Source organism: Curtobacterium sp. ME-Dv--P-122a (assembly GCF_030209645.1).
Classification (GTDB): domain Bacteria; phylum Actinomycetota; class Actinomycetes; order Actinomycetales; family Microbacteriaceae; genus Curtobacterium; species Curtobacterium flaccumfaciens.
On the sequence record NZ_JARVRO010000018.1, the window covers coordinates 24571 to 47803 of the forward strand.

General features: G+C 70.6%; 19 protein-coding genes. 8 read left to right on the top strand and 11 right to left on the bottom strand.

What is annotated here, in order from left to right; genetic code table 11:
• The first annotated feature begins 39 nt into the window (after nucleotides 1–39).
• A complete protein-coding gene (locus QRN49_RS17280) occupies nucleotides 40–1083 on the top strand; it encodes a LacI family DNA-binding transcriptional regulator (protein WP_194621488.1) in 1044 nt (347 codons plus the stop codon).
• 13 nt (nucleotides 1084–1096) lie between these two features.
• Here QRN49_RS17280 and QRN49_RS17285 read toward each other — a convergent pair whose 3' ends face one another.
• A complete protein-coding gene (locus tag QRN49_RS17285; RefSeq protein WP_209080118.1) occupies nucleotides 1097–2080 on the bottom strand; it encodes an AraC family transcriptional regulator in 984 nt (327 codons plus the stop codon).
• 121 nt (nucleotides 2081–2201) lie between these two features.
• Here QRN49_RS17285 and QRN49_RS17290 point away from each other — a divergent pair, with 121 nt between their 5' ends.
• Complete coding sequence (locus tag QRN49_RS17290) at nucleotides 2202–2648, top strand: MarR family winged helix-turn-helix transcriptional regulator (RefSeq protein WP_111233554.1); 447 nt, start codon at nucleotides 2202–2204, stop codon at nucleotides 2646–2648.
• A gap of 95 nt (nucleotides 2649–2743) precedes the next feature.
• Here QRN49_RS17290 and QRN49_RS17295 read toward each other — a convergent pair whose 3' ends face one another.
• From QRN49_RS17295 to QRN49_RS17310, 4 genes are all read right to left on the bottom strand, one after another.
• Nucleotides 2744–3592, bottom strand: a complete 849-nt coding sequence (locus QRN49_RS17295) for a carbohydrate ABC transporter permease (protein ID WP_284756890.1) — start codon at nucleotides 3590–3592, stop codon at nucleotides 2744–2746.
• Nucleotides 3592–4560 (bottom strand): carbohydrate ABC transporter permease, encoded by a 969-nt coding sequence (locus QRN49_RS17300; protein WP_171907805.1) that lies wholly within the window; start codon nucleotides 4558–4560, stop codon nucleotides 3592–3594. Before QRN49_RS17300 ends, QRN49_RS17295 begins: the two co-directional genes overlap by 1 nt.
• Complete coding sequence (locus QRN49_RS17305; protein ID WP_111223905.1) at nucleotides 4557–5876, bottom strand: ABC transporter substrate-binding protein; 1320 nt, start codon at nucleotides 5874–5876, stop codon at nucleotides 4557–4559. The genes QRN49_RS17300 and QRN49_RS17305 overlap by 4 nt, the downstream gene beginning before the upstream one ends.
• Before the next feature lie 375 nt (nucleotides 5877–6251).
• Nucleotides 6252–7268, bottom strand: a complete 1017-nt coding sequence (locus QRN49_RS17310; RefSeq protein WP_181433146.1) for a LacI family DNA-binding transcriptional regulator — start codon at nucleotides 7266–7268, stop codon at nucleotides 6252–6254.
• A 153-nt stretch (nucleotides 7269–7421) separates the two neighbouring features.
• On the opposite strand from QRN49_RS17310, the gene QRN49_RS17315 reads away from it, so the two are divergent.
• The 5 genes from QRN49_RS17315 to QRN49_RS17335 all read left to right on the top strand — a co-directional run bounded on the left by QRN49_RS17315 (nucleotide 7422) and on the right by QRN49_RS17335 (nucleotide 12527).
• Nucleotides 7422–8654 (top strand): sugar ABC transporter substrate-binding protein, encoded by a 1233-nt coding sequence (locus QRN49_RS17315; RefSeq protein ID WP_111024619.1) that lies wholly within the window; start codon nucleotides 7422–7424, stop codon nucleotides 8652–8654.
• A gap of 148 nt (nucleotides 8655–8802) precedes the next feature.
• Nucleotides 8803–9663, top strand: a complete 861-nt coding sequence (locus QRN49_RS17320) for a carbohydrate ABC transporter permease (protein ID WP_111024620.1) — start codon at nucleotides 8803–8805, stop codon at nucleotides 9661–9663.
• On the top strand, nucleotides 9660–10547 hold the full coding sequence (locus QRN49_RS17325; protein ID WP_111024621.1) for a carbohydrate ABC transporter permease: 888 nt from the start codon (nucleotides 9660–9662) through the stop codon (nucleotides 10545–10547). The genes QRN49_RS17320 and QRN49_RS17325 overlap by 4 nt, the downstream gene beginning before the upstream one ends.
• 46 nt (nucleotides 10548–10593) lie before the next feature.
• Nucleotides 10594–11427 (top strand): ThuA domain-containing protein, encoded by an 834-nt coding sequence (locus QRN49_RS17330; RefSeq protein WP_284756891.1) that lies wholly within the window; start codon nucleotides 10594–10596, stop codon nucleotides 11425–11427.
• Nucleotides 11424–12527: a Gfo/Idh/MocA family protein gene (locus QRN49_RS17335; protein WP_209130061.1), complete on the top strand. Its 1104-nt coding sequence runs from the start codon at nucleotides 11424–11426 to the stop codon at nucleotides 12525–12527. Before QRN49_RS17330 ends, QRN49_RS17335 begins: the two co-directional genes overlap by 4 nt.
• A 139-nt stretch (nucleotides 12528–12666) precedes the next feature.
• Here the strand turns inward: QRN49_RS17335 and opgC are convergent, their stop codons facing one another.
• The 4 genes from opgC to QRN49_RS17355 form a co-directional block, all read right to left on the bottom strand.
• The gene (gene opgC, locus QRN49_RS17340; RefSeq protein ID WP_284756894.1) at nucleotides 12667–15165 is read right to left on the bottom strand and encodes an OpgC domain-containing protein; all 2499 of its coding nucleotides are present in this window, start codon (nucleotides 15163–15165) and stop codon (nucleotides 12667–12669) included.
• On the bottom strand, nucleotides 15162–15572 hold the full coding sequence (locus tag QRN49_RS17345; protein WP_111024625.1) for an ATP-binding protein: 411 nt from the start codon (nucleotides 15570–15572) through the stop codon (nucleotides 15162–15164). Before QRN49_RS17345 ends, opgC begins: the two co-directional genes overlap by 4 nt.
• Nucleotides 15569–17641, bottom strand: a complete 2073-nt coding sequence (locus QRN49_RS17350; RefSeq protein WP_245166104.1) for a glycosyltransferase — start codon at nucleotides 17639–17641, stop codon at nucleotides 15569–15571. The genes QRN49_RS17345 and QRN49_RS17350 overlap by 4 nt, the downstream gene beginning before the upstream one ends.
• 191 nt (nucleotides 17642–17832) lie before the next feature.
• On the bottom strand, nucleotides 17833–18600 hold the full coding sequence (locus QRN49_RS17355; RefSeq protein WP_284756895.1) for a TetR/AcrR family transcriptional regulator: 768 nt from the start codon (nucleotides 18598–18600) through the stop codon (nucleotides 17833–17835).
• A gap of 140 nt (nucleotides 18601–18740) precedes the next feature.
• On the opposite strand from QRN49_RS17355, the gene QRN49_RS17360 reads away from it, so the two are divergent.
• On the top strand, nucleotides 18741–19664 hold the full coding sequence (locus QRN49_RS17360; RefSeq protein WP_284756897.1) for an NAD-dependent epimerase/dehydratase family protein: 924 nt from the start codon (nucleotides 18741–18743) through the stop codon (nucleotides 19662–19664).
• Nucleotides 19665–19788: 124 nt separating this feature from the next.
• Here QRN49_RS17360 and QRN49_RS17365 read toward each other — a convergent pair whose 3' ends face one another.
• A complete protein-coding gene (locus tag QRN49_RS17365) occupies nucleotides 19789–21129 on the bottom strand; it encodes a fibronectin type III domain-containing protein (protein WP_284756899.1) in 1341 nt (446 codons plus the stop codon).
• Nucleotides 21130–21348: 219 nt separating this feature from the next.
• A complete protein-coding gene (locus QRN49_RS17370; protein WP_071245939.1) occupies nucleotides 21349–23157 on the bottom strand; it encodes a DEAD/DEAH box helicase in 1809 nt (602 codons plus the stop codon).
• Nucleotides 23158–23233 lie beyond the last annotated feature (76 nt).

Here is a 23233-nt window from a genome sequence, read left to right on the forward strand (position 1 = left end):
TTTACCGATGGCATGGTGCCGCAGCGGTACGGTGTGCACATGGACTCGGCACTCGGCGCGCGTCCCGGTGCCGGCCGGGTGACGATCGGCGACGTGGCGCGGGTGGCCGGGGTCTCGATCCCGACGGTGTCCAAGGTGATCAACCAGCGCGACGGGGTCGCACCCGCCACGATGCTCCGCGTGCAGCAGGTGGTCGATGATCTGGGGTACGAGACCTCGCTGGTCGCCCGGAGCCTGCGGAGTTCGCGGACCGGGGTCGTCGGCATCCTGGTGCCCGAGTTCGAGCCGTTCTCCACCGAGCTGCTCCGCGGCATCTCGCGGGCGGCCACCGGCACCGGTTACGAGCTTCTCGCCTACGCCGGCCTGATGACCGGCGCCGACCGACCCGGGTGGGAGCGCCGGTCGCTGTCCCGCCTGTCCGGCACCCTGATCGACGGCGCGATCGTCGTCACCCCGACCACGGCACTGTCGAGCTCGTCGATCCCCGTCGTGGCGATCGACCCGCACACCGGGCCGGAGGGGCACGCCACCGTCGACGCCGACAACGAGGCCGGAGCCGTGCAGGCCGTCCAACACTTGCTGTCACTCGGGCACACCCGCATCGCGCATCTGCAGGGACGCGCCGACCTGGCCTCCGCCCAGCTGCGCGCGGCCGGGTACCGCTCGGCCCTGGCGGCCGCGGACATCACGGTCGACGAGCGCCTGCTGCGTGACGGCGGTTACCAGGAGGACCAGTCCGCGGCCGTCGCCCACGAGCTCCTGACCCTCGCCGACCGCCCCACCGCGGTGTTCGCCGCGAACGACTCGTCGGCGATCGGGGTGCTCCGCGCCGCGGCCGAGGTCGGGCTCCGCGTCCCCCAGGATCTCTCCGTCGTGGGCTTCGACGACGTGCCGCAGGCGTCCACCACGACCCCGCCGCTCACCACGGTGTCGCAGCCGCTCGCCGAACTCGGGTCGCACGCCGTGCAGATGCTCCTGACGATGCTCCGTGGCGAACCGACGACGGACCACGTCCGGCTCCCCACGACCCTGCGGGTCCGGGCGAGCACGGGCCCCGCGCCGAGGCCGGCGTCCGGCCGCTGAGCACCCGCCGCCGTCAGCGGCGCAGGGTCTGCTTCGGGTACTCGCCGAACCGGGCCGCGTAGGCCGCCGAGAACCGGCCGAGGTGGGCGAACCCCCATCGTCGGGCGACGTCGCCGACGACCCCGGCCTGCGGGTCGAGCTCGAGCAGTTCGCCGCGCACCCGGTCGAGCCGGACCTCGCGCAGGTAGGTCAGCGGCGACACGTCGAAGACCCGGCGGAACGACTCCTGCACCGACCGCACGCTCAGGCCGGCGACCTCGGACAGCTCCTGGACCGTGACCGGCTCGGCGGCGTGCGCGTGGATGTACTCCACCGCGGCGCGCAGTCGGGCGTTCCGGGGCAGGCCGAGCACCGCGGGCAGGTCGTCGGCCTGCGGCGGGAAGGTGTCCAGGAACGCGGTGGCCGCCGACCGCTTGGCCGCGTGCCACGCGTCCGAGTCGGGGCCCTCGGCGCGCAGGGCCCGGGACAGCGCCACGAGCGCCCCCTGCCAGCGCTCGGCGGTCTCCGGTTCCGGCATGCGGGTCGGGTCGAACCGCAGTGGTGCCGCTTCGACCTCCAGGTGCTCGAACGCGACGCGGTGCACGTACTCCCGCCCGAAGTGCACCAGTCGCTGGTCGTGGTCCTCGGCCGTGAACTCGAAGTCGTCCTCGGGCGGCAGGAGCACGGGGACGTCCCGGCGCAACTCCATCCGGACGCGCCCGGAGTCCAGGTGCGCGGTCCCGCTGGTGATCCACGTCACCACGTAGTCGGCGCCCACGGGGACCGAGCCGCGCACGGCACCGCGGAGCTGCGAACGCCGGATGCTCACGTCGGAGTCGCCGACGGCCGTGTACCGGTACGAGAAGTCCTCGTCGATACGCCGCACGGACCACCGATCGGCGCCGTGGACGGCGGCGAGGTCGCGCTCGGCCGCGTCGGGGTCCCCGCCGGAGACCTCGAAACGGACCGGTTCCCCGGCGGGTGCAGCGGACGGTGGAGTCGGGACGGGGTCAGCCACGGTGCCCCGCTCCCGATGCCGTCACCCGCACCGTTCCACGCTCCGCGTTATGTGGATACGCTGGTGCGGTGACTGCGGCGTATCGTGACCCGGACGAGACCCGTGCGAAGGGGGCATTGTCGTGAGCGATGTCGACCTGGACGCGGCGCTGACCCGGCTCGAGGCCGCGGTCTCCGAACTGCGCGGTCGACTGCGCGACGAGCTCGGCGTCTCCGGCGGCGACCTGACGCTGCTGCAGTTCGTCTCGCGCGCCGAGGAGGCGGGCCGGACGGTGCGCGTGAAGGACCTGTCGAAGCACCTGGGGCTCACCGGCCCGGCGGTCACCGGCATGGTGGACCGCCTCGAGCACAGCGGACACATCAGTCGTGTCCCGAACCCCGACGACGGCCGCAGCCGGTACATCGAGCTGACCGATGCTGCCCGCCGCGACTACGCGCGCGCGATGGACGGCACGAACAAGCACCTGCACGACCTGATGGCCTCCTTCTCGGAACGGGAGCGGGCCAGGTTCGTGCGGATCATCGACCGCATCGTCGCCGCCGTCGATCTCGGCGCACCGAGCCCCTGACGGCAGGGTACGGGCGGTCAGGACGACGCTCGGACGAATGTCCATCATGCGCAGCTAGGTAAGTTCTCTACCTATCTCCGCATGCCGGACTCCCGTCACCCCTTGACGGCTCCGGAGGTCAGACCAGACACGATCGAGCGGCGGAACACCAGCACCAGGATGACGATCGGCACCGTCGCAGCGACGCTCGCGGCGAAGATCTGCGCGAACGGCACCGTGAACTGCGTCCCGAAGAGCGCGATGCCGACCGGGATCGTCCGGAACGAGTTCTCGCTGTTGAACGTCAGGGCCATCAGGAACTCGCTCCACGAGGCCGTGAAGGTGAAGACGCCGACCGTGAACAGGCTCGGCTTCGCCATCGGCAGGATCACCGACAGCACGGTCCGCCAGGCCCCGGCCCCGTCGATCTCGGACGCCTCCTCGATCGTCGACGGGATCCCCTGCAGGTAGTTCCGCATGATCCAGATGGCGAACGGCAGGTTGAACGCCACGTACGGCACGATCAGACCCGGGTACGAGTTGAGCAGCCCGAGGTTGCGCTCGAGCAGGTACAGCGGCGTCAGCACCGCGATCGCCGGGAACACCGACAGCATGAGCAGCGAGGTCATGATCGCCGTGCGCCCCCGGATGAACCGGCCGGCCAGGGCGTACCCGGCGAGGAACGCCAGCGCGAGCACGATCACCGTGGTCGACACCGACACGATGACGCTGTTCACCATGTACTGGCCGAGCGCGTTGTCGCGGAAGGCCACCACGAAGTTGTCGAAGGTGAACGACTGCGGCCAGACGGTGGGCGGCGACTGCCCGATCTCGGACGCCGGCTTGAGCGACGTCGTGACGAGCCAGTAGAGCGGCAGTGCGGTGAGCACCGCGATGACGACACCGCTGACGTTGACGGTGTTGACCCACTTGCGCCAACCCTTGCGCACACGTTGACGGGGCATCAGTCGTCCCCTCCCTTCGCCTGGTTCCGGAACGCCCGGAGGAACAGCAGACACCCCGCCGCGACGATGACCGCGGTGGAGGTCGCGATCGCCGCGCCCGGTCCGATGTTGATGTCCTGGAAGAGCACCTTGTAGCCCATGATCGCGAGCGACTGGGTGGCGGTGCCCGGGCCGCCGTTCGTCAGCACGAACGGCAGGTCGAACACCCCGAACGCCTGCAGGATGCGGAACAGCACCGCGATCGTCAGGGTCGGCGTGAGCTGCGGCAGCACCACGCGCCAGAACGTCTGCCAGGTGCTCGCACCGTCGAGCTCGGCGGCCTCGTAGTGGTCCTCGGAGATCTGCACGAGCCCGGCGAGCAGGATGATCGCGACGAACGGCGTCGTCTTCCAGATGTCCGCGACCATCAGCCCGGTGATCGCGGGCACCGGTTCGCCGAGGATCACCGGGGCGTCCCCGAACAGGCCGAAGAACCACGTCGCGACGCCGTAGGTGCTGTCGTAGATGTACTTCCACAGCTGCGCGTTGACGATGGTCACGAGCGACCACGGGATGAGCATGAGCGCGAGCATCCAGCCGCGGGTGGCCCCGAGCCGCTCGAGCACCAGCGCGACGAGCATGCCGAGCACCAGCTCGACCGACACCGTCACCACCGTGTAGAGCACCGTGAAACCGAGCGCCCGGTACCAGTCGGCGCTCTGCAGCAGGGCCGCGTAGTTGTCGAACCCGAACGACTGGATCGTGAAGCCCTCGTAGCCGACCTCGACGTCCGCGAAGCTCAGGACCACCGAGTACACGACCGGGAAGATCGTCACCGCCGCGACCACCAGGAGCGCCGGTGCCGCGAAGCCCCACGCGCCCCGCGAGCGGATGCGGTCGAGACGCGACCGCCCCGTCGGCCGGGGCGGCGGATCGACGCGACCCGTGCCTCCAGGCCGTGCCGGTCGTGTCGCCGTGCCGGCGCTCACAGCGCTGCTCCCTGCAGGGCGAGCGAGATGGCGGAGGCCATCGCGCTGGTGCCACCGTCGACGGACGCCTGCCCGCCGAGGATGCTGTTGCCGTTCTGGTAGACGCCCTGCGAGACCTTCGGGTAGTAAGCGGTCGAGGTCGGGCGGGGCACGAGCGTGATGCCCGCCGCCGTGTCGTAGGTCGGGCGCTCCTGCCGCTTCGCGTCCTCGCTCACGAGCGAGGCGCTTCGGGCCGGCAGGACCCCGCCCTCGCGGGTCAGGAACTGCTGCGCGGTCTCGCTCGACATCCAGCGCGCGAAGGTCAGTGCCGCCGCGGGTTCCTGGGTGTGCGGGTTGATGTAGTTCCCCCACCCACCGATCGTCGAGTGGTGCTCGTCCATGCCGTCGAACGTCGGCCGGGCGGCGAGCCCCACCTTGCCGGCGACCTGGCTGTCCGGGCCGTTCGCGATCCCCCAGGCGTACGACCAGTTGCGGAGGAACGCTGCGCGGCCGCCGGAGAAGGCGTCGTTGGTGTCCTGCTCCTGGTACGTCAGGGTGGCCCGTGGCGACGCCCCCTCGGTGATCAGCGAGCGCATGAACTCGAACGCCCGCTTGGTCTCGGAACTCGTCGTCTCCGGCTTCGTGAGGTCGTCGTTGAGCAGTGACCCGCCGGCGTCGGCGACGAACTCGGTGACGTTGCAGGTCAGTCCCTCGTACACGTCGCCCTGGAACGCGAACCCGTACGACACGTCGCCGGTGTCCACGAGCTTCGCGGCGGTCTCGCGCACTTCCTCCCACGACCCCGGCACCTGCAGGGAGTGCTTCGCGAGCAGGTCCTTCCGGTACAGGAAGAACGACTCGTCGATGTAGAGCGGGAACATGTAGTACGTGCCGTCGACACTCGCCGCGAGCCGGAGCCCCTCGGGGAACTGGTCGAAGAAGTCCTCGCCGACGAGCTGGTTCACGGGGGTTGCGAGCTTGTTCTTCGCGAACTGCCCGGGCCAGGCGACGTCACCGAGGTAGACGTCCGGCGTGCTGCTGCCGGCCGCGATCTGGGTCGTCAGGCTGGTGCGGTTCGTGTCCGTGTCGCTCGGGGCGCTGACGATCCGGACGCGGATGTTCGGGTGCTCCTTCTGGAACTCCGCGATGAGCCGGCGGCGCAGGTCACCGCCGTCCTTCGAGGCGACCTGGCCGGCCCACCAGCTGATCGTCGCCTCGCCCTCGGGCGGTTCGGTGGGCCAGTCCTCGACCCGCGTGCGCTCGGGTCGGGTGGAGCAGCCGGCGAGCAGCAGCACCCCCGCTCCCCCGAGCATGAACGTCCTCCGGTCGATTGCCATCCGTCCTCCTCGACGTGTGGTGCTGCGAACCTGTGCATCCACACAACCAGGCGGAGCCTGGGCTGTCCGCCAGGGCGGCGGCGGGGCGCCTGCGCGCCTGCGCGGTTGCTGTCGCGAAAGCGACACCCTGCCGCGGAACGTCCGCCCGGATCTGTCGCTTTCGCGGGTGGGGGCGTGGGACCGCGGGGCGGCGGCCTGGAGGCGCGTGGCGGGGCCGCCCCGCGCCTCCAGGCCGGTAGGGGGTCGCGAAAGCGACAGAACCCGCGCGGCCGAACCCGTCAGTCCCCGCGAAAGCGACAGTGTGCCGCGAACCGTTGGCGGAGATCTGTCGCTTTCGCAGATGGGGCCGCCCCGTGCCTCCAGGCCGGCAGGGGGTCAGGCGGGGGCGGGGGCCGTGGACTCGGCGATCCGCAGCGTGCACGGCAGCAGGAAGTGCGGCAGGTCCTCGGAGGTGCCATCGAGCTGCTCGATGAGGGCGTCGGCCGCCCGCACACCGAGCTCCGGGCCGGGAGCGACCATCGTCGACAGCCGCGGGTAGTGCTGGTCGGCGTTCGCCTCGGACGACGCGATACTGAGCACCGAGACGTCCTCGGGGACCCGCCGCCCGGCGGTGTAGAGCCCGACCAGGACGCCGGCGGACGAGTCGTCCTTCATCACGAGCACGGCGGTGACGTCGGGGTCCGCCGCGAGCAGGTCGCTCGTGGCCTGCCGCCCGCCGTCACTCCCGGGCCCCGCCGTGACGATCGTCCCGGTCAGTCCGCGCTCGTCCATCGCGTGCCGGAACGTCGACTCGACGCGCAGGTGCGGTGCGTAGCCGGCCATCGGGGTGCCCTCGAGGTCCTCGAGGACGAGTCCGAACCGCCGGTGCCCGAGGGTTTGGAGGTGGTCGAGGCTGTCCTCGATCGTCGTCTCGAAGTCGATGTCGACGAAGGGCAGCCCGCTGCTGTCGCGGGTCCGGCCGATCAGGGTGAACGGCACGTCGAGGTCGGTGAGGACGGCGACGCGAGGGTCGTCCATCCGCACCTCCATCAGGATGACGCCGTCCACGAGCCCGCCGGACACGAGGTCGTCGAGGTCGTCTCCCGCGGGGTCCACGGGCCAGAGCACGAGGTGGTACCCCCGCTCGGACGCACGCTCCGCCGCGCTCATGAAGAACTGCGAGGTGGTCGGGCTGAAGCGGTTCCCGGTGGTCGGGAACAGCAGTGCGATGATCCGGGTCCGCCGGCTCGCGAGCGCACGGGCGACGACGTTGCCGCGGAACTTCAGCTCGCGCATCGCGGTCCGCACCCGCGCCGTGGTTCCGGGGGTCACGTACTTCGTCCCGTTCACCACGAAGGACACGGTGGCGATCGAGACCCCCGCCCGATCGGCGACCTGCTGCATCGTGGCCATGCCGCTGATCCTAGCGCTCGTCAAGTCAGAAAAGCGCTTTACAGGTGAAGCGCTTATCTGTTAGCTTCTCGCCCCAGGAGCACAGCGACGATGACGTCAGCGGCCTCGTCGATGCGTGCCTGTCCCAGCATCCGTCAAGAGAAGAGCTCTGCAATGAAGCAAAGATTCCCCTCCCAGTCGCGCCGGACCCGCGCCCTCGTCGGCGCCGTCGCCGTGCTCGCCACGGTCCCCCTGGTCCTGTCCGGGTGCTCCGGCTCCGGATCGGCCTCGTCGGGCGGCAGCAAGGCCCTGACGATCGAGGACTACTACGACGCGAACTACAACCCGGTCTACAAGCAGTGCGCGAAGGAGGTCGGCGCGACGGTCACGATCAACCACGTCGCCGGCGCCGGCCTGATCTCGAAGGTGCTGCAGCAGGCGTCGTCGAAGACGTTGCCCGACGTCCTCATGCTCGACAACCCCGACGTGCAGCAGATCGCCTCGTCGGGTGCCCTCTCCGACCTGTCGGCCTACGGGCTCGACGCCGACGGCGACGTCCCCGGCGTGAAGGCGGCGAGCACCTACAAGGGCAAGCTCTACGGCCTGCAGTCGAACACGAACTCCATCGCGCTCTACTACAACAAGAAGCTGCTTTCGGACGCCGGTGTCCAGCCGCCCAAGACGTGGGACGAGCTCAAGGCCGCCGCGAAGAAGCTCACCAAGGGTTCGACCTACGGCTTCGCGATGAGCAACATCAATACGTACGAGGGCACCTGGCAGTTCCTGCCCTTCTTCTGGTCGAACGGTGGTGACGAGAAGAACATCGCCACCGCGGACGCCACCCAGGCCCTGCAGCTCGTCGAGGACCTGCAGGACGACGGCTCGATGTCCAAGAGCTCGATCAACTGGGCCCAGGCCGACGTCAACAACCAGTTCCTGGCCGGCAAGGCCGCGATGATGATCAACGGCCCCTGGCAGCTCCCGGCGCTCAACGAGAAGAAGAGCCTCGAGTTCGACAGCGTGCCGATCCCGACACGCACCGGCGAGGCCACGGTCGCACCGCTCGGCGGCGAGGCCTTCACCGTCCCGCAGACCGGCGACAAGGACAAGATGCAGCTCGCCGGCAAGTTCGTCGGCTGCCTGCACACGCAGAAGATGCAGAAGGCCCTGTCCGAGGTGAGCGGCAACGTGCCGACGAACCTCGAGGCCGGCGCCGCGTGGGCGAAGGACCACCCGCAGGTCGCGTCCTTCGTCACCACCGTCCAGACCGCCCGCGCGCGCACCGGTGAGCTCGGGCCCGACTGGCCCAAGGCCGCCACGAAGATCTACACCGCCGTCCAGCTCGCCCTCACCGGCAAGGCCAGCCCCGAGGCAGCGCTCAAGCAGGCGCAGTCCCAAGAGCAGTAGTCCACGGGGAGCCGGCCGACCGGTCGGCTCCCTTCGGCGACGAGGAAAGGACCCCGGCGTGAGCGCCTCGACACAGACACGACCACGGACGATCCCGCCCGTGACGACACCCCGACCCGGGCAACGACGAGCCCGGTTCCGATCCGGCGTGACCCGATGGCTCTTCGTGGTGCCAGCGGCGGTCTTCGTGGCCGTCTTCTTCGGCTACCCGGTGGTGAAGAACATCGTCATGTCCTTCCAGGACTACACGACGGCGACCTTCTTCACCGGCGAGGCCCCCTGGGTGGGACTCGCCAACTACGTCTCGGTGTTCCAGAGCTCGGTCTTCACGACGAGCCTCGTGAACACCGCGCTGTTCACGGCGGGCTCGATCATCCTGCAGTTCGTCATCGGGCTGAGCCTGGCGCTGTTCTTCCGCCGGCACTTCCCGCTGTCGGGCTTCCTGCGGGGGCTCCTGCTCCTGCCGTGGCTGCTGCCGCTCATCGCGTCCAGCGCGGTGTGGAAGTGGCTGCTCGACCAGGACAGCGGCGCGCTCAACCAGCTCCTCGGCGTGGTGGGCATCGCCCCCGTGCCGTGGCTGGTCAGCCCGAGCCTGGCGCTCATCGCCGTGATCGGCGTCAACGTCTGGCTCGGCATCCCGTTCAACACGACGATCCTGTACAGCGGTCTGCAGTCCGTGCCCCCGGAGCTCTACGAGGCCGGCTCGCTCGACGGCGCCACCGGGTTCAAGGCGTTCTGGTACATCACGTGGCCGAGCATCCGATCGGTGGTCAGCGTCGTGATCGTGCTCGGGGTCGTCTACACGTTGAAGGTCGTGGACATCATCCTCGGCCTGACCGGCGGCGGCCCGGCGAACTCGACCCAGACCCTGGCCACGAACGCCTACCACCAGTCGTTCATCAACTTCCAGTTCGGCATCGGAGCCGCGGTCAGCAACGTGCTGATCGTCGTCTCGTTCGTCTTCGCGATGGTCTACATCGCGATCTCACGGAAGGCGGTCGACGAATGAGCGTCGGACTCGCGAACCAGACCGTCACCGCCACCCGCGCGATCACGACCAAGAGCGCCCGTGCTCCCCGGCAACGCGGTTCCGCCAAGGGCATCCCGTTCACGATCCTCGGCTGCGTGTTCCTCGCGATCATGGTGTTCCCCGTCTACTGGATGGTGAACACCAGCCTGCAGGCGACGTCCGGGGCCGCCACGGCGACGTGGTTCCCGTTCTCCCCCACCTTCGCCGGGTACCAGGCCGCGTTCGCCCAGCAGGGGCAGAACTTCGTGTCGAGCATGATCATCGGGCTCGGGACCGTCCTGCTGACGCTGGCCATCGCGACACCCGCCGCGTACGGGCTCGCACGGTTCCGGATGCGCGGCGGCCGGGTGTTCCTGCTCGTGCTGCTGATCACGCAGATGATCCCGGCGATCGTCATCGCGAACGCGCTGTACACGCTGTTCAACAACATCGGGCTGCTCAACAGTTACGTCGGCCTGATCCTGGCGGACAGCGCGGTCCAGGTGCCCTTCGCGATCCTGCTCATGCGGGCGTTCATGGAGTCGATCCCACCGAGCCTGGTCGAGGCGGCACTCGTCGACGGCGCCAGCGACTTCCGGGCGTTCGTGTCGATCGTCGTGCCGATCAGCCGGAACGCCATCGTCACCGCGGCGCTCTTCACCTTCCTCGGCGCGTGGGGCGACTTCCTCATCGCACTGACCCTGACGTCGACGACCGCGGTCCGACCGATCACGCTCGGCATCTACAACTACATCGGGTCGAACGTCACCGACTGGGGGCCCGTCATGGCGACCTCGGTGCTGGCGTCCCTGCCCGCTGCTGTCCTGCTCATCTTCGCGCAGAAGTACATCTCCGCTGGTGCCCTCGGCGGTGCCGTCAAGTGACGGCACCGGACCGACGCCGCCACGCATCCCCCGAAAGGCACACACCATGACCACCACCCCGCTCCGCATCACCGTCTGGGGCGAGAACGTCCATGAACAGGTCGAGCAGCACGTCGCCGAGCGGTACCCCGACGGCATGCACGGCGCGATCGCGGACGGCATCCGCGAGCACCTGCCCGAGGCCGTCGTCCGGACCGCCACCATGCAGGAGCCCGAGCACGGCCTCACCGACGAGGTCCTCGCGAACACCGACGTCCTCACCTGGTGGGGGCACGCCGCACACCAGGACGTCGACGACGCCGTGGTCGACCGGGTGCACAAGCACGTGCTCTCCGGCATGGGGCTGCTCGTCCTGCACTCCGGCCACTGGTCGAAGATCTTCGGCAAGCTGATGGGCACCACCTGCACCCTCCGCTGGCGCAGCGAGCACGATCAGGAACTCGTCTGGACCGTCAACCCGCAGCACCCGATCACCCGCGGTGTGCCGAACCCGATCGTCATCCCCGAGCAGGAGATGTACGGCGAGTACTTCGACGTCCCGACCCCCGACGAGCTCGTGTTCATCTCGGGCTTCACCGGCGGCGAGGTGTTCCGGAGCGGCATGACGTACCGCCGCGGCCTCGGGAAGATCTTCTACTTCTCCCCCGGTGACCAGGACTTCCCCGTCTACCACCACCCGGACGTCCGCCGCGTGATCGCGAACGGCGCCGAGTGGGCCCGGCCCGAGCGCGAGCGGGAGATCCCGACGCTCCGCCGCTACGACCTGGGCGAGTACTTCGACGGGCAGCACTACCGCGGCCCGTTCGACGACGCCGAGCCCGAGACCGCCGAGCCGGCAGCCGCCGAGCCCGTGGCCGAGCGCAACGGGGCGCAGGCGTGAGCCCGCTTCGCGTCCTGCAGGTCGGCGCCGGCGGGATGGGGCGGGCCTGGCTCGCCACCGTCGCCGCCGACCCCGAGGTCGAGCTGGTCGGCATCGTCGACCTCGACCTCGACGCCGCGCGCGCCGGGGCCGAGCACGCCGGCGACCCGTCGATCCCGGTCGGCACGGACCTGACCGTGCTGGCCGCCGAGACCGGCGCCGAGGCCGTCCTCGACATCACCGTGCCGGTCGCGCACCACCCGGTCACGCTGCAGGCGCTCCGTGCCGGGCTCCCCGTGCTCGGCGAGAAGCCGGCAGCGCAGACCGTCGCCGAGGCGCTGTCGCTCGCCGCCGCCGCCGAGGCCACGGGCAAGCTGTTCATGGTGTCGCAGTCCCGCCGCTACAACGACCAGCTCGTCGCGTTCCGGCAGCACGTCCGCGACCTCGGTGCCGTGGGCGGGCTGAGCACCCGGTTCGCGAAGGCGCCGCACTTCGGTGGGTTCCGCGAGGAGATGGACGACGTCCTGCTGCTCGACATGGCCATCCACGCCTTCGACTCCGCCCGGTACGTGCTCGAACGCGACCCCGTGTCGGTGTACTGCGAGTCGTGGAACCCGTCGTGGTCCTGGTACCGGGGCGACGCGGCGGCCGCAGCCGTCTTCACGTTCGAGGACGACGTCCGCTACGTCTACGACGGCTCGTGGTGCGCGCCGGGTGCCGAGACCTCGTGGAACGGCGACTGGCGTGCCTCCGGAGCGGCCGGCACGGCGCTCTGGGACGGCGACCACGACCCGTCGAGCGACCTCGACGGCACCCCCGGCTCCCCTGCCGCTGCGCCGTCGGTCGGGCACGAGATCGCCGGGTCGCTGGCGTCCTTTGTCCGGGCGGTCCGCTCGGGCGAGGTGCCGGACGGCGAGGTGCACGGCAACGTGATGAGCCTGACCATGGTCGACGCGGCCATCACGTCGGCGCGCAGCGGGCGCCGGGTCGTCATCGACGAGGTGCTCGAACAGGCGCACCGGGACGCCCTGGCCGCCGAGCAGGACGACGCGGTCCGCGACCGCCTGGCCGGGTGGGAGTCGGTCCGCGGCGCCCTGCGCGAGCGGCTGCCCGCGTCCTGAGACGCGACCGCAGGACGGACGGGAGGCCCGTGGCGACACCGCCACGGGCCTCCCGTCCGTCCGCCCTCGCTTCGTGAGCAGGAATGGTCGGGTCCGCACGTCGGACCCGACCGTTCCTGCTCACCATCCGTGCGCGCGGTCAGCGCGGGATGACGGAGAACAGGAACTTCTTGCGGACCATGTACCAGGCCAGCAGGATCAGCGCCGTGTGCACCACGAACCCGATCCAGAAGTCGCCCCACGGCACCCCGGGGATCGACGCGATCGCCAGGGCGAAGAAGACCTGCCAGACGAACACGTACAGGCTCGCCTGCCCGAGCGGGATCCAGAGCCAGCCGATGGCGGCGGCGATGGGCTTCCAGAACACGGTGAGGATCGCGTAGGACACGACCGCGAAGAACGCGATGTCCACCAGGCGGCCCCACTGCAGGTCCACCCGCTGGTACGCCGTGTTGTACAGGGACTCGTACATCGTCGCCGGGAACGGCACCGGGGTGAACCCGAAGTGGTCGCCGGCCCACACGTAGACCAGGAACGCCGCGTACCCACCGACGGCGATGCCGACCAGGACCTTGCCGAGACGCCCGGTGAGCGCGCCGACGATCTGCCGCCGGTAGTACCCGAGCACGAGCCCGTGGGTGAACACCACCTGCCAGGTGAACAGGGGGAACACCGCCTCGAACTGGGAGTTCAGCGGACGGAAGTCGGGGTTGAGCGCCTGGAACACGTACAGCGCCCAGCTGGCGGCGAGGACCACCCACCAGAACCCGCGGCGGATCACCCAGATCAACGCCGGGATGAAGAGGCTCAGCACCACGAACAGGCCCATGATGTTGAACGGCCACGGCCCCATCTCGAGCAGCAGGAACTGCCGGATCGCGTACCAGGGCGGCGGGTAGGCGAGCAGCTGCATCGCGTTCGGGTACAGGTCGTAGACCCGGCCCTCGGCCTCGACGCCACCGGTGCCCGTGCCGCGGTCGGTGAACGTGGTGATGGCGTCGGTGTTCAGGAACGGGACGAAGCTCAGCGCGAACACGACGAGGATCACCACGAGCGTGACGACGTACTGCTTGCGCGCGCGCTTCCACGCCCCGATGGCCGCCGCCCACTCGCCGAACTTCTTCACGGCGAACGGGTACGTCATGCCGAGGACCATGCCGGACAGGAACACGAACATCTCGGCGCCGGTGATCGCCCCGACGGCGTGCAGCGTGAGGTACGAGTACGGCCCGCCGATCTCGATGTGGGTGATCACCACGGCGAGGATGATGAACCCGCGGAACAGGTCGAGCCGCAGGTCACGGCCGGGCTTGCCGTCGTCGGGGTAGCGCCAGCTCGGCAGGAGCCGGCCGAACACCCCGCTCAGCAGGAACACGACCGCCAGGCCGGCGGCCAGCCAGACGATCCACGCCATCTGGTCGCCGCCGGTCTCGTACTCCTGGGAGATCGCGGCGTTGCCCTGCTGCACGGTCACACGATCGGTGACCGGGCCGAAGGCGAAGTCGCCGGACCGCTCGAGGTCGGCGCGGAAGGCCTCCGCGACGTCCGGGTCCGCGGTGAGCCGCCAGTCGGCCACGCGGTTGCCGGCCTCGGGCTCGCGTCGCTCCGCCTCGAGCACGGTCATGCCCCGGATCAGCGGACGCTCCTGCACGGCGGCGAGCACCTGCCGCCACCAGCTCCGCTTGACCTGGAGCTCGGTGTCGCCCTGCAGCTCGCGGTTGTACAGGGCACCGGTGTCGAGCAGCATCGGACGGTCCTCGGCCACCGCGAACCGGTCGTAGAACGTGCCCGACTGCGGCTGGTCGTAGCCCCAGTCCTCGTCGAACCGCGACTCGACCTCACCGCTGCGGGTGAGCGGCACGGCGCGACCTGCGGCCTCGGTCGGGTCGCCCTTGCCGTACGAGAACATCGAGAGCCCGACCCAGTCGACGGCCTCGGCGCCCGGCCAGTACGGCCCGTACGGGTCGTCGGCACCGGTGAGCTGTCCGTCGCCGTTCGTGTCCGCCTTCGCGACGTCGATCGGGGACAGGTTCCGCAGCCGCCCGGCGGACTCGCCGAACGGGTAGCCGGCACCGTACCCCGGCGACCAGACCATGAGCGCGTCCGACGTACCCGCGTGCACGGTCGTACTGAGCGCACGGAACGCCCGGACGAACTCCGTCGGCTGCTGGCCCCAGCGGACCCACGTGCCGTTCATCTGCGGTGCGAACCGGACGAGCACCTGGGTGTCGTACTGGTCGTGCAGGTCCTCGAACACGGTGTTGACGGCACGGGTGTCCGCGGTGTCGAGCGACCGCAGTTCGCGGTCGGGTTCGAGGCTCACGACGAGCACCGCGCCCTGGGTCGCGGCCGCACGCGCCGAGCGGAGGAGTTCCTGCTTCGCCGTGCCGTCGAGCGGGTAGTCGACGGAGACCCCGTACATCGACGGGGTCGCGCCGAGCCGCCCCTCGTACCCCTCGGGCGAGTCACTGGCCCAGTCGAGGTCGGGCCCGAACCACGTCGTCCCGTCGGCCGGCTGCACGGCGGCGGCTGTCTGCACGGACGCCGCGGACGCCGCGGACGCCGGCAGCGCACCACCGAGCAGGAGCGTGGCGATCGTGACGAGGAGGGCGACCGCGCGGACCACCGGCTGCTTCACCGGTCGCACGCAAGCGTCCAGACGTTGTGGCCGGGCTCGTGCCGGTGCTCCAACCGGTCGAGCGCGGCGATTGCGAGCGCCAACCCGCGCCCGCTCTCCTGCTCGACGTCGGCCATGGTGACGGCGCTCAGGTCGATGTCGACGGGCATCCCGTTGTCGGTCAGCACCGCGGTCAGTGCCTGCTCGGTGGCCTCGAGGTGCACCGTGTACCGGCGCCCGGTCCCCCGGTCGGCACGGACGGTGTGCTCGACGATGTTCGCGGCGACCTCGGCCAACGCGGTCTCGAGTGCGAACCGGAGCCGCACGTCGTCGATGCCCAGGCCGTCCCACCACGTGGCGAAGCGGTCCTGCACCTCGTCGAGGGAGTCGGGCGTCGCGGCGACCTCGAACGTGGTCTCGGTGCTCACAGGGGTCCTCCGGCGGTGCTCGACTCGTGTTCGGACTGGGCTGGGGTGGCCGGGCCCCGGTACCGGACGGCCCGGATCACGATGCTGAAGATGAACAGGTCGAAGACGACCCACGCGGTGTTCACGAGCGGCGCGATCCCCTCGGCCTGGCCGGTCAGATAGCGGATGCCGATCATGACCAGGGCGGCGACCAGGGCACCCATCGCGTACAGCTGCGGCTTGACCAGGTCCCACCGAGGCTTCTGCTCGGTCTCGTCGCGCACCTTCGGGGTGACGCGGAACCCGAGCGGCCTGCCCCGGTAGACGTTCTGGAACGCGCTCGTCACCGACTCGATCCAGACCGGGAACAGGGCGAGCGAGTACTGCTGCCCGCGCCAGGTCGGTCTGCCGGCGGCCACCACCCAGAACAGCAGCTGGTTGAACACCAGGAACGGGATGAGCCGGGCGAAGAAGTCGACGCTGTAGGCCTGCACCGGGATGACCCCGAACGACAGGCAGAGCACCGGGGCGGCGATGTACACGATCGCGGCGAACCCGGACAGGTAGCTCCACATCGTCGAGAAGTACATGAGCCGCTGCCCCCACGACAGCCCCTTCTGCACCAGGGGGTTCTCGCGGAAGAACACCTGCATGGTGCCCTGCGCCCAGCGGAGTCGCTGCACGAGCATCGTCGGCAGGTCCTCGGGGGCCAGGCCCTTCGCCAGGATCTCGTCGTGGTACGCCGACTTCCAGCCGAGGCCGTGCAGGCGCATCGCCGTGGCCATGTCCTCGGTCACCGAGATCGTCGCCAGCGGCATGATCGGCTGCGCCTCGTCGTCGCGGTTGACGTCGAGGGCACGGGCGAGCACGGCGATCGACTCGATGGCGGCGACCGGCGAGGCCTCACGCCGACCGAGCACGTCGAGCGCGGCGTCGTCGAGACCGGCGAAGGTGTTGGCGTCCGTGGACATCGCCGCGAGCTCCTGCAGGTCGTTCCGCACCGACTCGAGGTCGGCGGCGGCGAACCGGAACGCGATGGCGTCGATCCCCCGCTGGAACGCGTAGGTGACATCCCCGAGGGGCTCACCGGCGCGGACCTGTTCGCGCGCCTGGTCCACCACGGCCTCGGCGTCGTCGAGGGCCGCGAGCACGCGCGGGTCGGTCTCGGTCTCGCGGGAGCGGGCGAGGAGCTTGCGCGAGGTCGCGAGGGTGCGCTGCACGGATGCCTCGACCTCGGCCACGTAGCGCGAGATGCCGAGCTGCATGAGCGCTTCGCGTCGCAGGATGGCGTTCGACCCGCAGAAGAACGCGGCGTTCCAGCCGTCCTTCGACTGCTGGATCGGACCGTAGAACAGCGGCGCCTGGCTGCCGAGGGGGTCGTCGTCCGGCACGTTCTCGAACCACTGCGGCGTCTGCACGAGCGCCATCCGCGGGTCCTTGAAGTACCCGAGCGTGCGGTCGAGGATCGCCGGGTCGGGCACCTGGTCGGCGTCGAGGATGAGCAGGAACTCGCCCTGGGTCGCGAGCAGGGCGTTGTTGAGGTTGCCGGCCTTGGCGTGCCGGGGTCGGTCCACCCAGTCGGCACCGCGGGTGATGACGCCGATGCCGAGCGCCTCGGCCGCCGCACGCATCTCGGGGCGGTTGCCGTCGTCGAGGATCCAGGTGGTGTGCGGGTGCGTGATCGCCTTGGCCGCCCGGGCGGTGCGCTCGACCAGGTCGATCGGCTCGTTGTAGGTCGTGATGAAGACGTCGACGGTGACGTCGGTGGACGGTTTCGCCGGTGGTTCGCCGCGCTCCCGGAGCCGCCAGGCCCCGAGGGCGAAGAGCAGGGAATCGATGACGCTGTAGGTCTCGGCGAGGATCAGCGGCACCGCGATCCACCACGAGTGCCAGTTCACCGAGGCCGCCCAGCGCCACACGATGTAGTTCACCCCGGCGAGGGACGCCAGGAGCGCCACCGTCCGCACGGCCACCAGGCGTCGTCGCGCGGTGCCGGTGGTCAGGCGGCGGCGGTCCTGTCGGCTGACGTCGAGCGCGGTCACCGGGTCGCCCCGTCCGTCGTGCCGCCGCACGTGCTGCGTCGCAAGCATGCCTCCTGATCAGCGCGGGCCCCGGCCGCGTCGCACACGCCCGAGTGTGGTTCCGGCCGGCAGCTGCCCCGGAGGGCACCGTGCCGGTCGTCCGCTCCGGTCATCGGGCACGACCTCGGCGTGACGACCTGTCTACCGCACGGGCGGGGCCTCTGTCAGGCTGCGCACCCGATCTGGGGACAGCACGCGCGTCAGAACGTGGCGGTGAACCCCAGGTCATCCGCCAGGCGCACGATGACCTGGTCGAAGTAGGCGGCCGGGTCGGACACGGAACCGACGAAGTGCCCGAAGAGCTCGAACGAGATCGTCCCGAACACCGTCGTCCAGGCCATCAGGGTGCGGACCAGGACCTCGTCGGGCAGGGTGATGCCGAACGAGCGCAGCGTGGCGACCCCGTCCGCGACGGCGGGACCGGCCACCCCGGGAGCCGCCGTGGGCGCGGTGGGTGATCCGGGCCTCCCGGCCACCCCCGGCGTCGACGTGACGGACGAGTCCGACGCACCGGACGCACCAGACGTACCGGAGCCGACGGCGTCCGCGACCACGCGTACCAGCGCCAGCGTCGTCCGCGACGCGGGCACGACGGTCTCGCGCGGCGCCGCGTAGCCCGGCACGGGCGAGCCGAACAGCAGCGCGAAGTCCCCCGGGTGCGCGATCGACCAGTCGCGGATCGCCCGGCACATCGCGACCCAGCGCGCCCCGGGAGCCGGTCCGGACGCGGCACCGGCGGCCTCGACAGCGGCGCCGAGTTCGTCGTAGTCGGTGACGAGGAGGGCCGTCAGCAGATCGTCACGGCTCGGGAAGTACCGGTACACGGCCGACGAGACCATCCCGACGTCACGGGCGACGGCACGCAGGCTGAGGGCGGCCGGACCCTCTTCGGTCAGGCGGGTGCGTGCCGCGGCCAGGATGTCCGCCGTGACCGTCTGCCGTGCGAGTGCTCGGGCGGTGGGTGCCATCCGACGATCCTGGCACGAGAGAGCAGCGCACACAAAGGAGAGCACTGCTCTTGCTTTCGCGTCGACGAACCGCCATGCTCGATTCCGAGAGCAGTGCTCTCGCAACGACCAACAAGCGATCAACCAGGAAGCAGGAGACCATGCCCCACCACCTCATCGTCGGCGCCGGCCCCGTCGGCCGGCACGTCGCGGAGCTGTTGACCGTCCGGGGCGACCGCGTCACCGTCGTCTCCCGCTCCGGTCGCAGCACGGGCATCGCCGGTGTCGAGCACCTCGCGCTCGACGCCTCCGATGCCGATGCCCTCTCCCGCGCCGCCGAGGGAGCAGCCGTCCTCTACAACTGTGCGAACCCCGGCGACTACACGCAGTGGGAGGGCACCTGGCCCCCGCTCGCCGCAGCACTGCTCACCGCGGCCGAACGCACCGGGGCGACCTACGCCATCACCGGGAACCTGTACCCGTACGGCCCGGTCGACGGGCCGATGCACGAGGGACTGCCGGACGCTGCCACCGACCACAAGGGGGTGCTCCGGGCGACGCTGTGGGCCGATGCCCTCGCCGCGCACGACGCCGGCCATGTCAGCGCCGTCGAGGTCCGCGCCTCGGACTACCTCGGCCCCGGGATCGGCGCGAACGGGCACGTCACCCGCGTGCTGCCGGCGGCGCTGCGGGGCCGGGCGGTGTCGATGGTCGGTCGCACGGACCTGCCGCACACCTTCACCGACGTGCTCGACGTCGCCCGGACCCTCGTCGCCGCTGCCGAGGACCAGGGCGCGCACGGCCGCACGTGGATGGTGCCGAGCAACGCACCGCGGACGCAGCGGCAGGCCCTCACCGACGTCCTCGCGGCGGCGGGGAAGCCCGCGGTGCCGGTGCGCCGGATGCCCGCGGCCCTGTTCCGCGTCGGCGGGCTCGTGTCGCCGATGATGCGCGAGCTGGCCGACCTGACCTACCAGTGGACCGCGCCGTACGTGGTCGACGACCGCGAGAGCCGGGCGCACTTCGGCATCGAACCGACCCCGTGGGACGAGGTGTGCCGCCGGACGGCCGCCGGCGCGGCCTGAACCACCGCCGCCGACACCGCCGCCGCCGTCGCCAGGACAGCAGCCACCAAAGCCACCCGCCGCCACACACGGAAGGGGGTGGGATGCGCCGTTGCGTCCCACCCCTTCCGCCTCGCACCGCCGGTCAGATCACCAGCAGCCTCGAGTACTGCGCCGCGTCGAGCTGCTGCGCAGCTCCACCCGCGGCGGGGACCTTCCACAGCCCGACCGAGGGGCCGCTGTCGATGGAGACGAACACGTCCCCGTCGGCGGAGGCGGCACCCAGGTGCTCGCCACGCGACCCGGCGGTCAGCCCGGTCACCGGCACGGTGGACGTGCCGCCGCTGCCCACCACGAGCTTGTCCGGGATGCTGCGGTCGATCTTGCAACCGGTCGGGCTGGTCGGGTACTCCGACGGGGCGGGGCAGAACTGCGCCGATTGCAGGAGCGAGAAGCCGTCCGCGTTCGCGGCGGCGTACTCGAACGCGTACCGCGGTTCGACCTTCGTCAGTTCGGTCGCCCCGGGCTTGAGCTGGTACCAGATCCACGACCCGGCGGCACCGGGCGAGCGGATGTCGACGTAGACGTTGCCCTGCGAGTCCGCGAGCACACCGGCGGGGTAGCCGACGGTCGAGCCGGCGGGCCCGGTGAACGTGCGGGGCGCGATGCCGGTGCCCTTGACGTACGGCTGGCTGACGGTTCCGCCGAGCACGACGACCTTGCCGTCCGGGGTGACCGTCCAGAAACGCTGATCGCTCCCGACGGCCTTGCCACCCAGGTCCAGCACGACCTTCGGGGTCGAGGTGCCGACGGAGAGCTTCTGCACCGCACCGGTCACCGAGTCCACCCAGTACAGGTTGCCCTCGGCGTCGGAGCGCAGGTCCGGGGTCAGGTGCAGGCCGGACGCGATGCTCGAGACCCCGCTGCCGTCGGCCGGGTCCCGCAGGATCTCGGTGCCGTCCGCCGACGGGGTGAACACGTCACCGTCGGCGTTCGCGGTGAAGCCTTCGCCGTCCGTCGCGACGACGGTCTCCGCACCGCTGCCGGAGTCCGCGAACCGCACGACGTCACCGTTGCCGTCGAGCGCGAACAGCGACTGCGTCGTCTCCGGCTCGGGCACCGACGGTGACGTCCAGCGCAGCGTGATCGTGCGGCCGGTCCCCCGGTGGCCGAGGGCACGCACCGAGAAGCGGTACGTGGTCGCGGGCGAGAGCTCGTCGAACCGGTCGGAGCGGGCGCGCGGGTGGAGTCGGTCGACCTGGCGGTCGTGGCGGTTCGCAACGGCGGCGACGGCGACCTTCCAGCCCGTCACCTTCGCGCCGTGCTTCGGGCCGCGCCACGTCAGCGTGGCAGTGTCCGCGTCGCCGGTGACGCGGACGGCGGTCGGTGCTCCCGGCACCGACGGAGAGGTGTGCGCCGTCGCCGGCACCGCACCTCCGAAGACGAGCGCCGCGGCGGCGACCGCGGTGATGAGTGCTCGGTACACGATGGTTCCCCTGCCTTCTCCGCGGCTCCCTGCGTCACGGCTCCACGTATCACAGCACCGCGCTGACCCCAGGGGAACGGTTGCGGGTCGGATCTGCGGTTCCCCGCACCGCAAGATGCCGCAGGCCCGAGACCCGCACCGACGACGGACGGGAGGCCCGGTGCCAGCTGGCACCGGGCCTCCCGTCAGAAGGTGGTCGCGTCTCGGACGCGGGTCGTCTCAGTAGCGCGGCTTGCGCTCCGGACGGTCGTCGCGGTCGTCGCGGCGGCCACCACCACGGCGGTCCGCACGGATCTCGATGAGCTTGCCACTGATCCGGGTGTCGGTCAGGCGGTCGAGCACACCGGGGTCCATGTCGGCCGGCAGTTCGACGATCGAGAAGTCGGGACGGATCTGGATCGCACCGAAGTCGTCGCGACGCAGGCCACCTTCGTTGGCCAGGGCACCGACGATCTGGCGCGGCTCGACGCGGTGACGACGGCCGACCTCGATGCGGTACGGGGACATCGGCTGCGAACGACGCGGGCCACGGTCGCCGCGGTCACCACGGTCGCGGTCGCCACCACGGTCGCCGCGGTCGTTGCGGCCGCCACGGTCGTCGCGGGCACCGCGCTCGTCGCGCTCGCTGCGGCGGGCGTCGCGCTCCATCTGGCTCCGGAGGGCGTCGTCGGCTGCGGTGAGGAGCAGCGGCGAGTCGCCCTGCGCCACGACGGCCAGGGCAGCGGCGACGTCGTCCGAGGGGACGTCGTGGTGCTCGACGTAGTGCGCGATGACGTCGCGGAAGGCCGCGATCCGGCCCTGGTCCTCGAGCGCCGCGGTGATCGCGTCGTCGAAGCGGGTCAGGCGCGTCTCGTTGACGTCGTCGATGGTCGGCAGCTGCATCTGCGTGAGCGGCTGCTTGGTGTGGCGCTCGATCGCGGACAGCAGACGACGCTCACGCGGGGTGACGAAGCTGATCGAGTCACCCGAGCGACCCGCACGGCCGGTACGACCGATGCGGTGCACGTAGGACTCGATGTCGACCGGGATGTCGAAGTTCACGACGTGCGTGATGCGGTCGACGTCGAGGCCACGGGCGGCGACGTCGGTGGCGACCAGGATGTCGAGCTTGCCCGACTTCAGCTGGTTGACCGTGCGCTCACGCTGGGCCTGGGCGACGTCACCGCTGATCGCGGCGGCGGCGTACCCGCGGGCACGGAGCTTCTCGGCCAGGGTCTCGGTCTCGCTCTTGGTGCGGACGAAGATGATCATGCCCTCGAAGTCCTCGACCTCGAGGATGCGGGTGAGCGCGTCGACCTTCTGCGGGTACGAGACCATCAGGTAGCGCTGCGTGATGTTCGCGGCGGTCTTCGTCTTGGTCTTGACGGTGATCTCGGCCGGGTCGGTCAGGTACTGCTGCGAGATGCGGCGGATCTGCGCGGGCATGGTCGCCGAGAAGAGCGCGACCTGCTTGTCGTCCGGGGTGTCGGCGAGGATCGTCTCGACGTCCTCGGCGAAGCCCATCTTGAGCATCTCGTCGGCCTCGTCGAGGACCAGGTACTTCAGCTCGGACAGGTCGAGCGTGCCCTTCGCCAGGTGGTCCATGATGCGACCGGGGGTGCCGACGATGACGTCGACGCCGCGGCGCAGGGCGGAGAGCTGCACGCCGTACGCCTGGCCGCCGTAGACCGGCAGGACGTGGACGTTCTTCATGTGGGACGCGAACTGCTCGAACGCCTCGCACACCTGCAGGGCGAGCTCGCGCGTCGGGGACAGCACGAGCGCCTGGGGCTTCTTGCTGCCGGACTCCATGCGGGACAGGATCGGCAGCGCGAAGGCCGCGGTCTTGCCGGTTCCGGTCTGCGCCAGTCCGACGACGTCGCGCCCGGCGAGGAGGGTGGGGATGGTGGCTTCCTGGATGGCGGAAGGGGTCTCGTAACCGATGTCCTTGACGGCCTTGAGCACAGCGTCGCTCAGGCCGAGATCGGCGAACGTCACCACGGGCCCGTCGTCGAGGGTCTCAGTGGTGGGGGTGGTGTCCGTGCTCATACCACCAACGGTATCTCGAATGCGCGCTCCGCAGGGACGGGAGGCCCGTGGCGACGCCGCCACGGGCCTCCCGTCC

Bases quoted from the DNA above. Each gene is read 5' to 3' on its own strand.
- QRN49_RS17280 (WP_194621488.1), top strand. From the start codon at position 40: ATGGACTCGGCACTCGGCGCGCGTCCCGGTGCCGGCCGGGTGACGATC.
- QRN49_RS17295 (WP_284756890.1), bottom strand. From the start codon at position 3,592: ATGCCCCGTCAACGTGTGCGCAAGGGTTGGCGCAAGTGGGTCAACACC.
- QRN49_RS17305 (WP_111223905.1), bottom strand. From the start codon at position 5,876: ATGGCAATCGACCGGAGGACGTTCATGCTCGGGGGAGCGGGGGTGCTG.
- QRN49_RS17310 (WP_181433146.1), bottom strand. From the start codon at position 7,268: ATGGCCACGATGCAGCAGGTCGCCGATCGGGCGGGGGTCTCGATCGCC.
- QRN49_RS17315 (WP_111024619.1), top strand. From the start codon at position 7,422: ATGAAGCAAAGATTCCCCTCCCAGTCGCGCCGGACCCGCGCCCTCGTC.
- QRN49_RS17325 (WP_111024621.1), top strand. From the start codon at position 9,660: ATGAGCGTCGGACTCGCGAACCAGACCGTCACCGCCACCCGCGCGATC.
- QRN49_RS17330 (WP_284756891.1), top strand. From the start codon at position 10,594: ATGACCACCACCCCGCTCCGCATCACCGTCTGGGGCGAGAACGTCCAT.
- QRN49_RS17350 (WP_245166104.1), bottom strand. From the start codon at position 17,641: ATGCTTGCGACGCAGCACGTGCGGCGGCACGACGGACGGGGCGACCCG.
- QRN49_RS17355 (WP_284756895.1), bottom strand. From the start codon at position 18,600: ATGGCACCCACCGCCCGAGCACTCGCACGGCAGACGGTCACGGCGGAC.
- QRN49_RS17360 (WP_284756897.1), top strand. From the start codon at position 18,741: ATGCCCCACCACCTCATCGTCGGCGCCGGCCCCGTCGGCCGGCACGTC.
- QRN49_RS17370 (WP_071245939.1), bottom strand. From the start codon at position 23,157: ATGAGCACGGACACCACCCCCACCACTGAGACCCTCGACGACGGGCCC.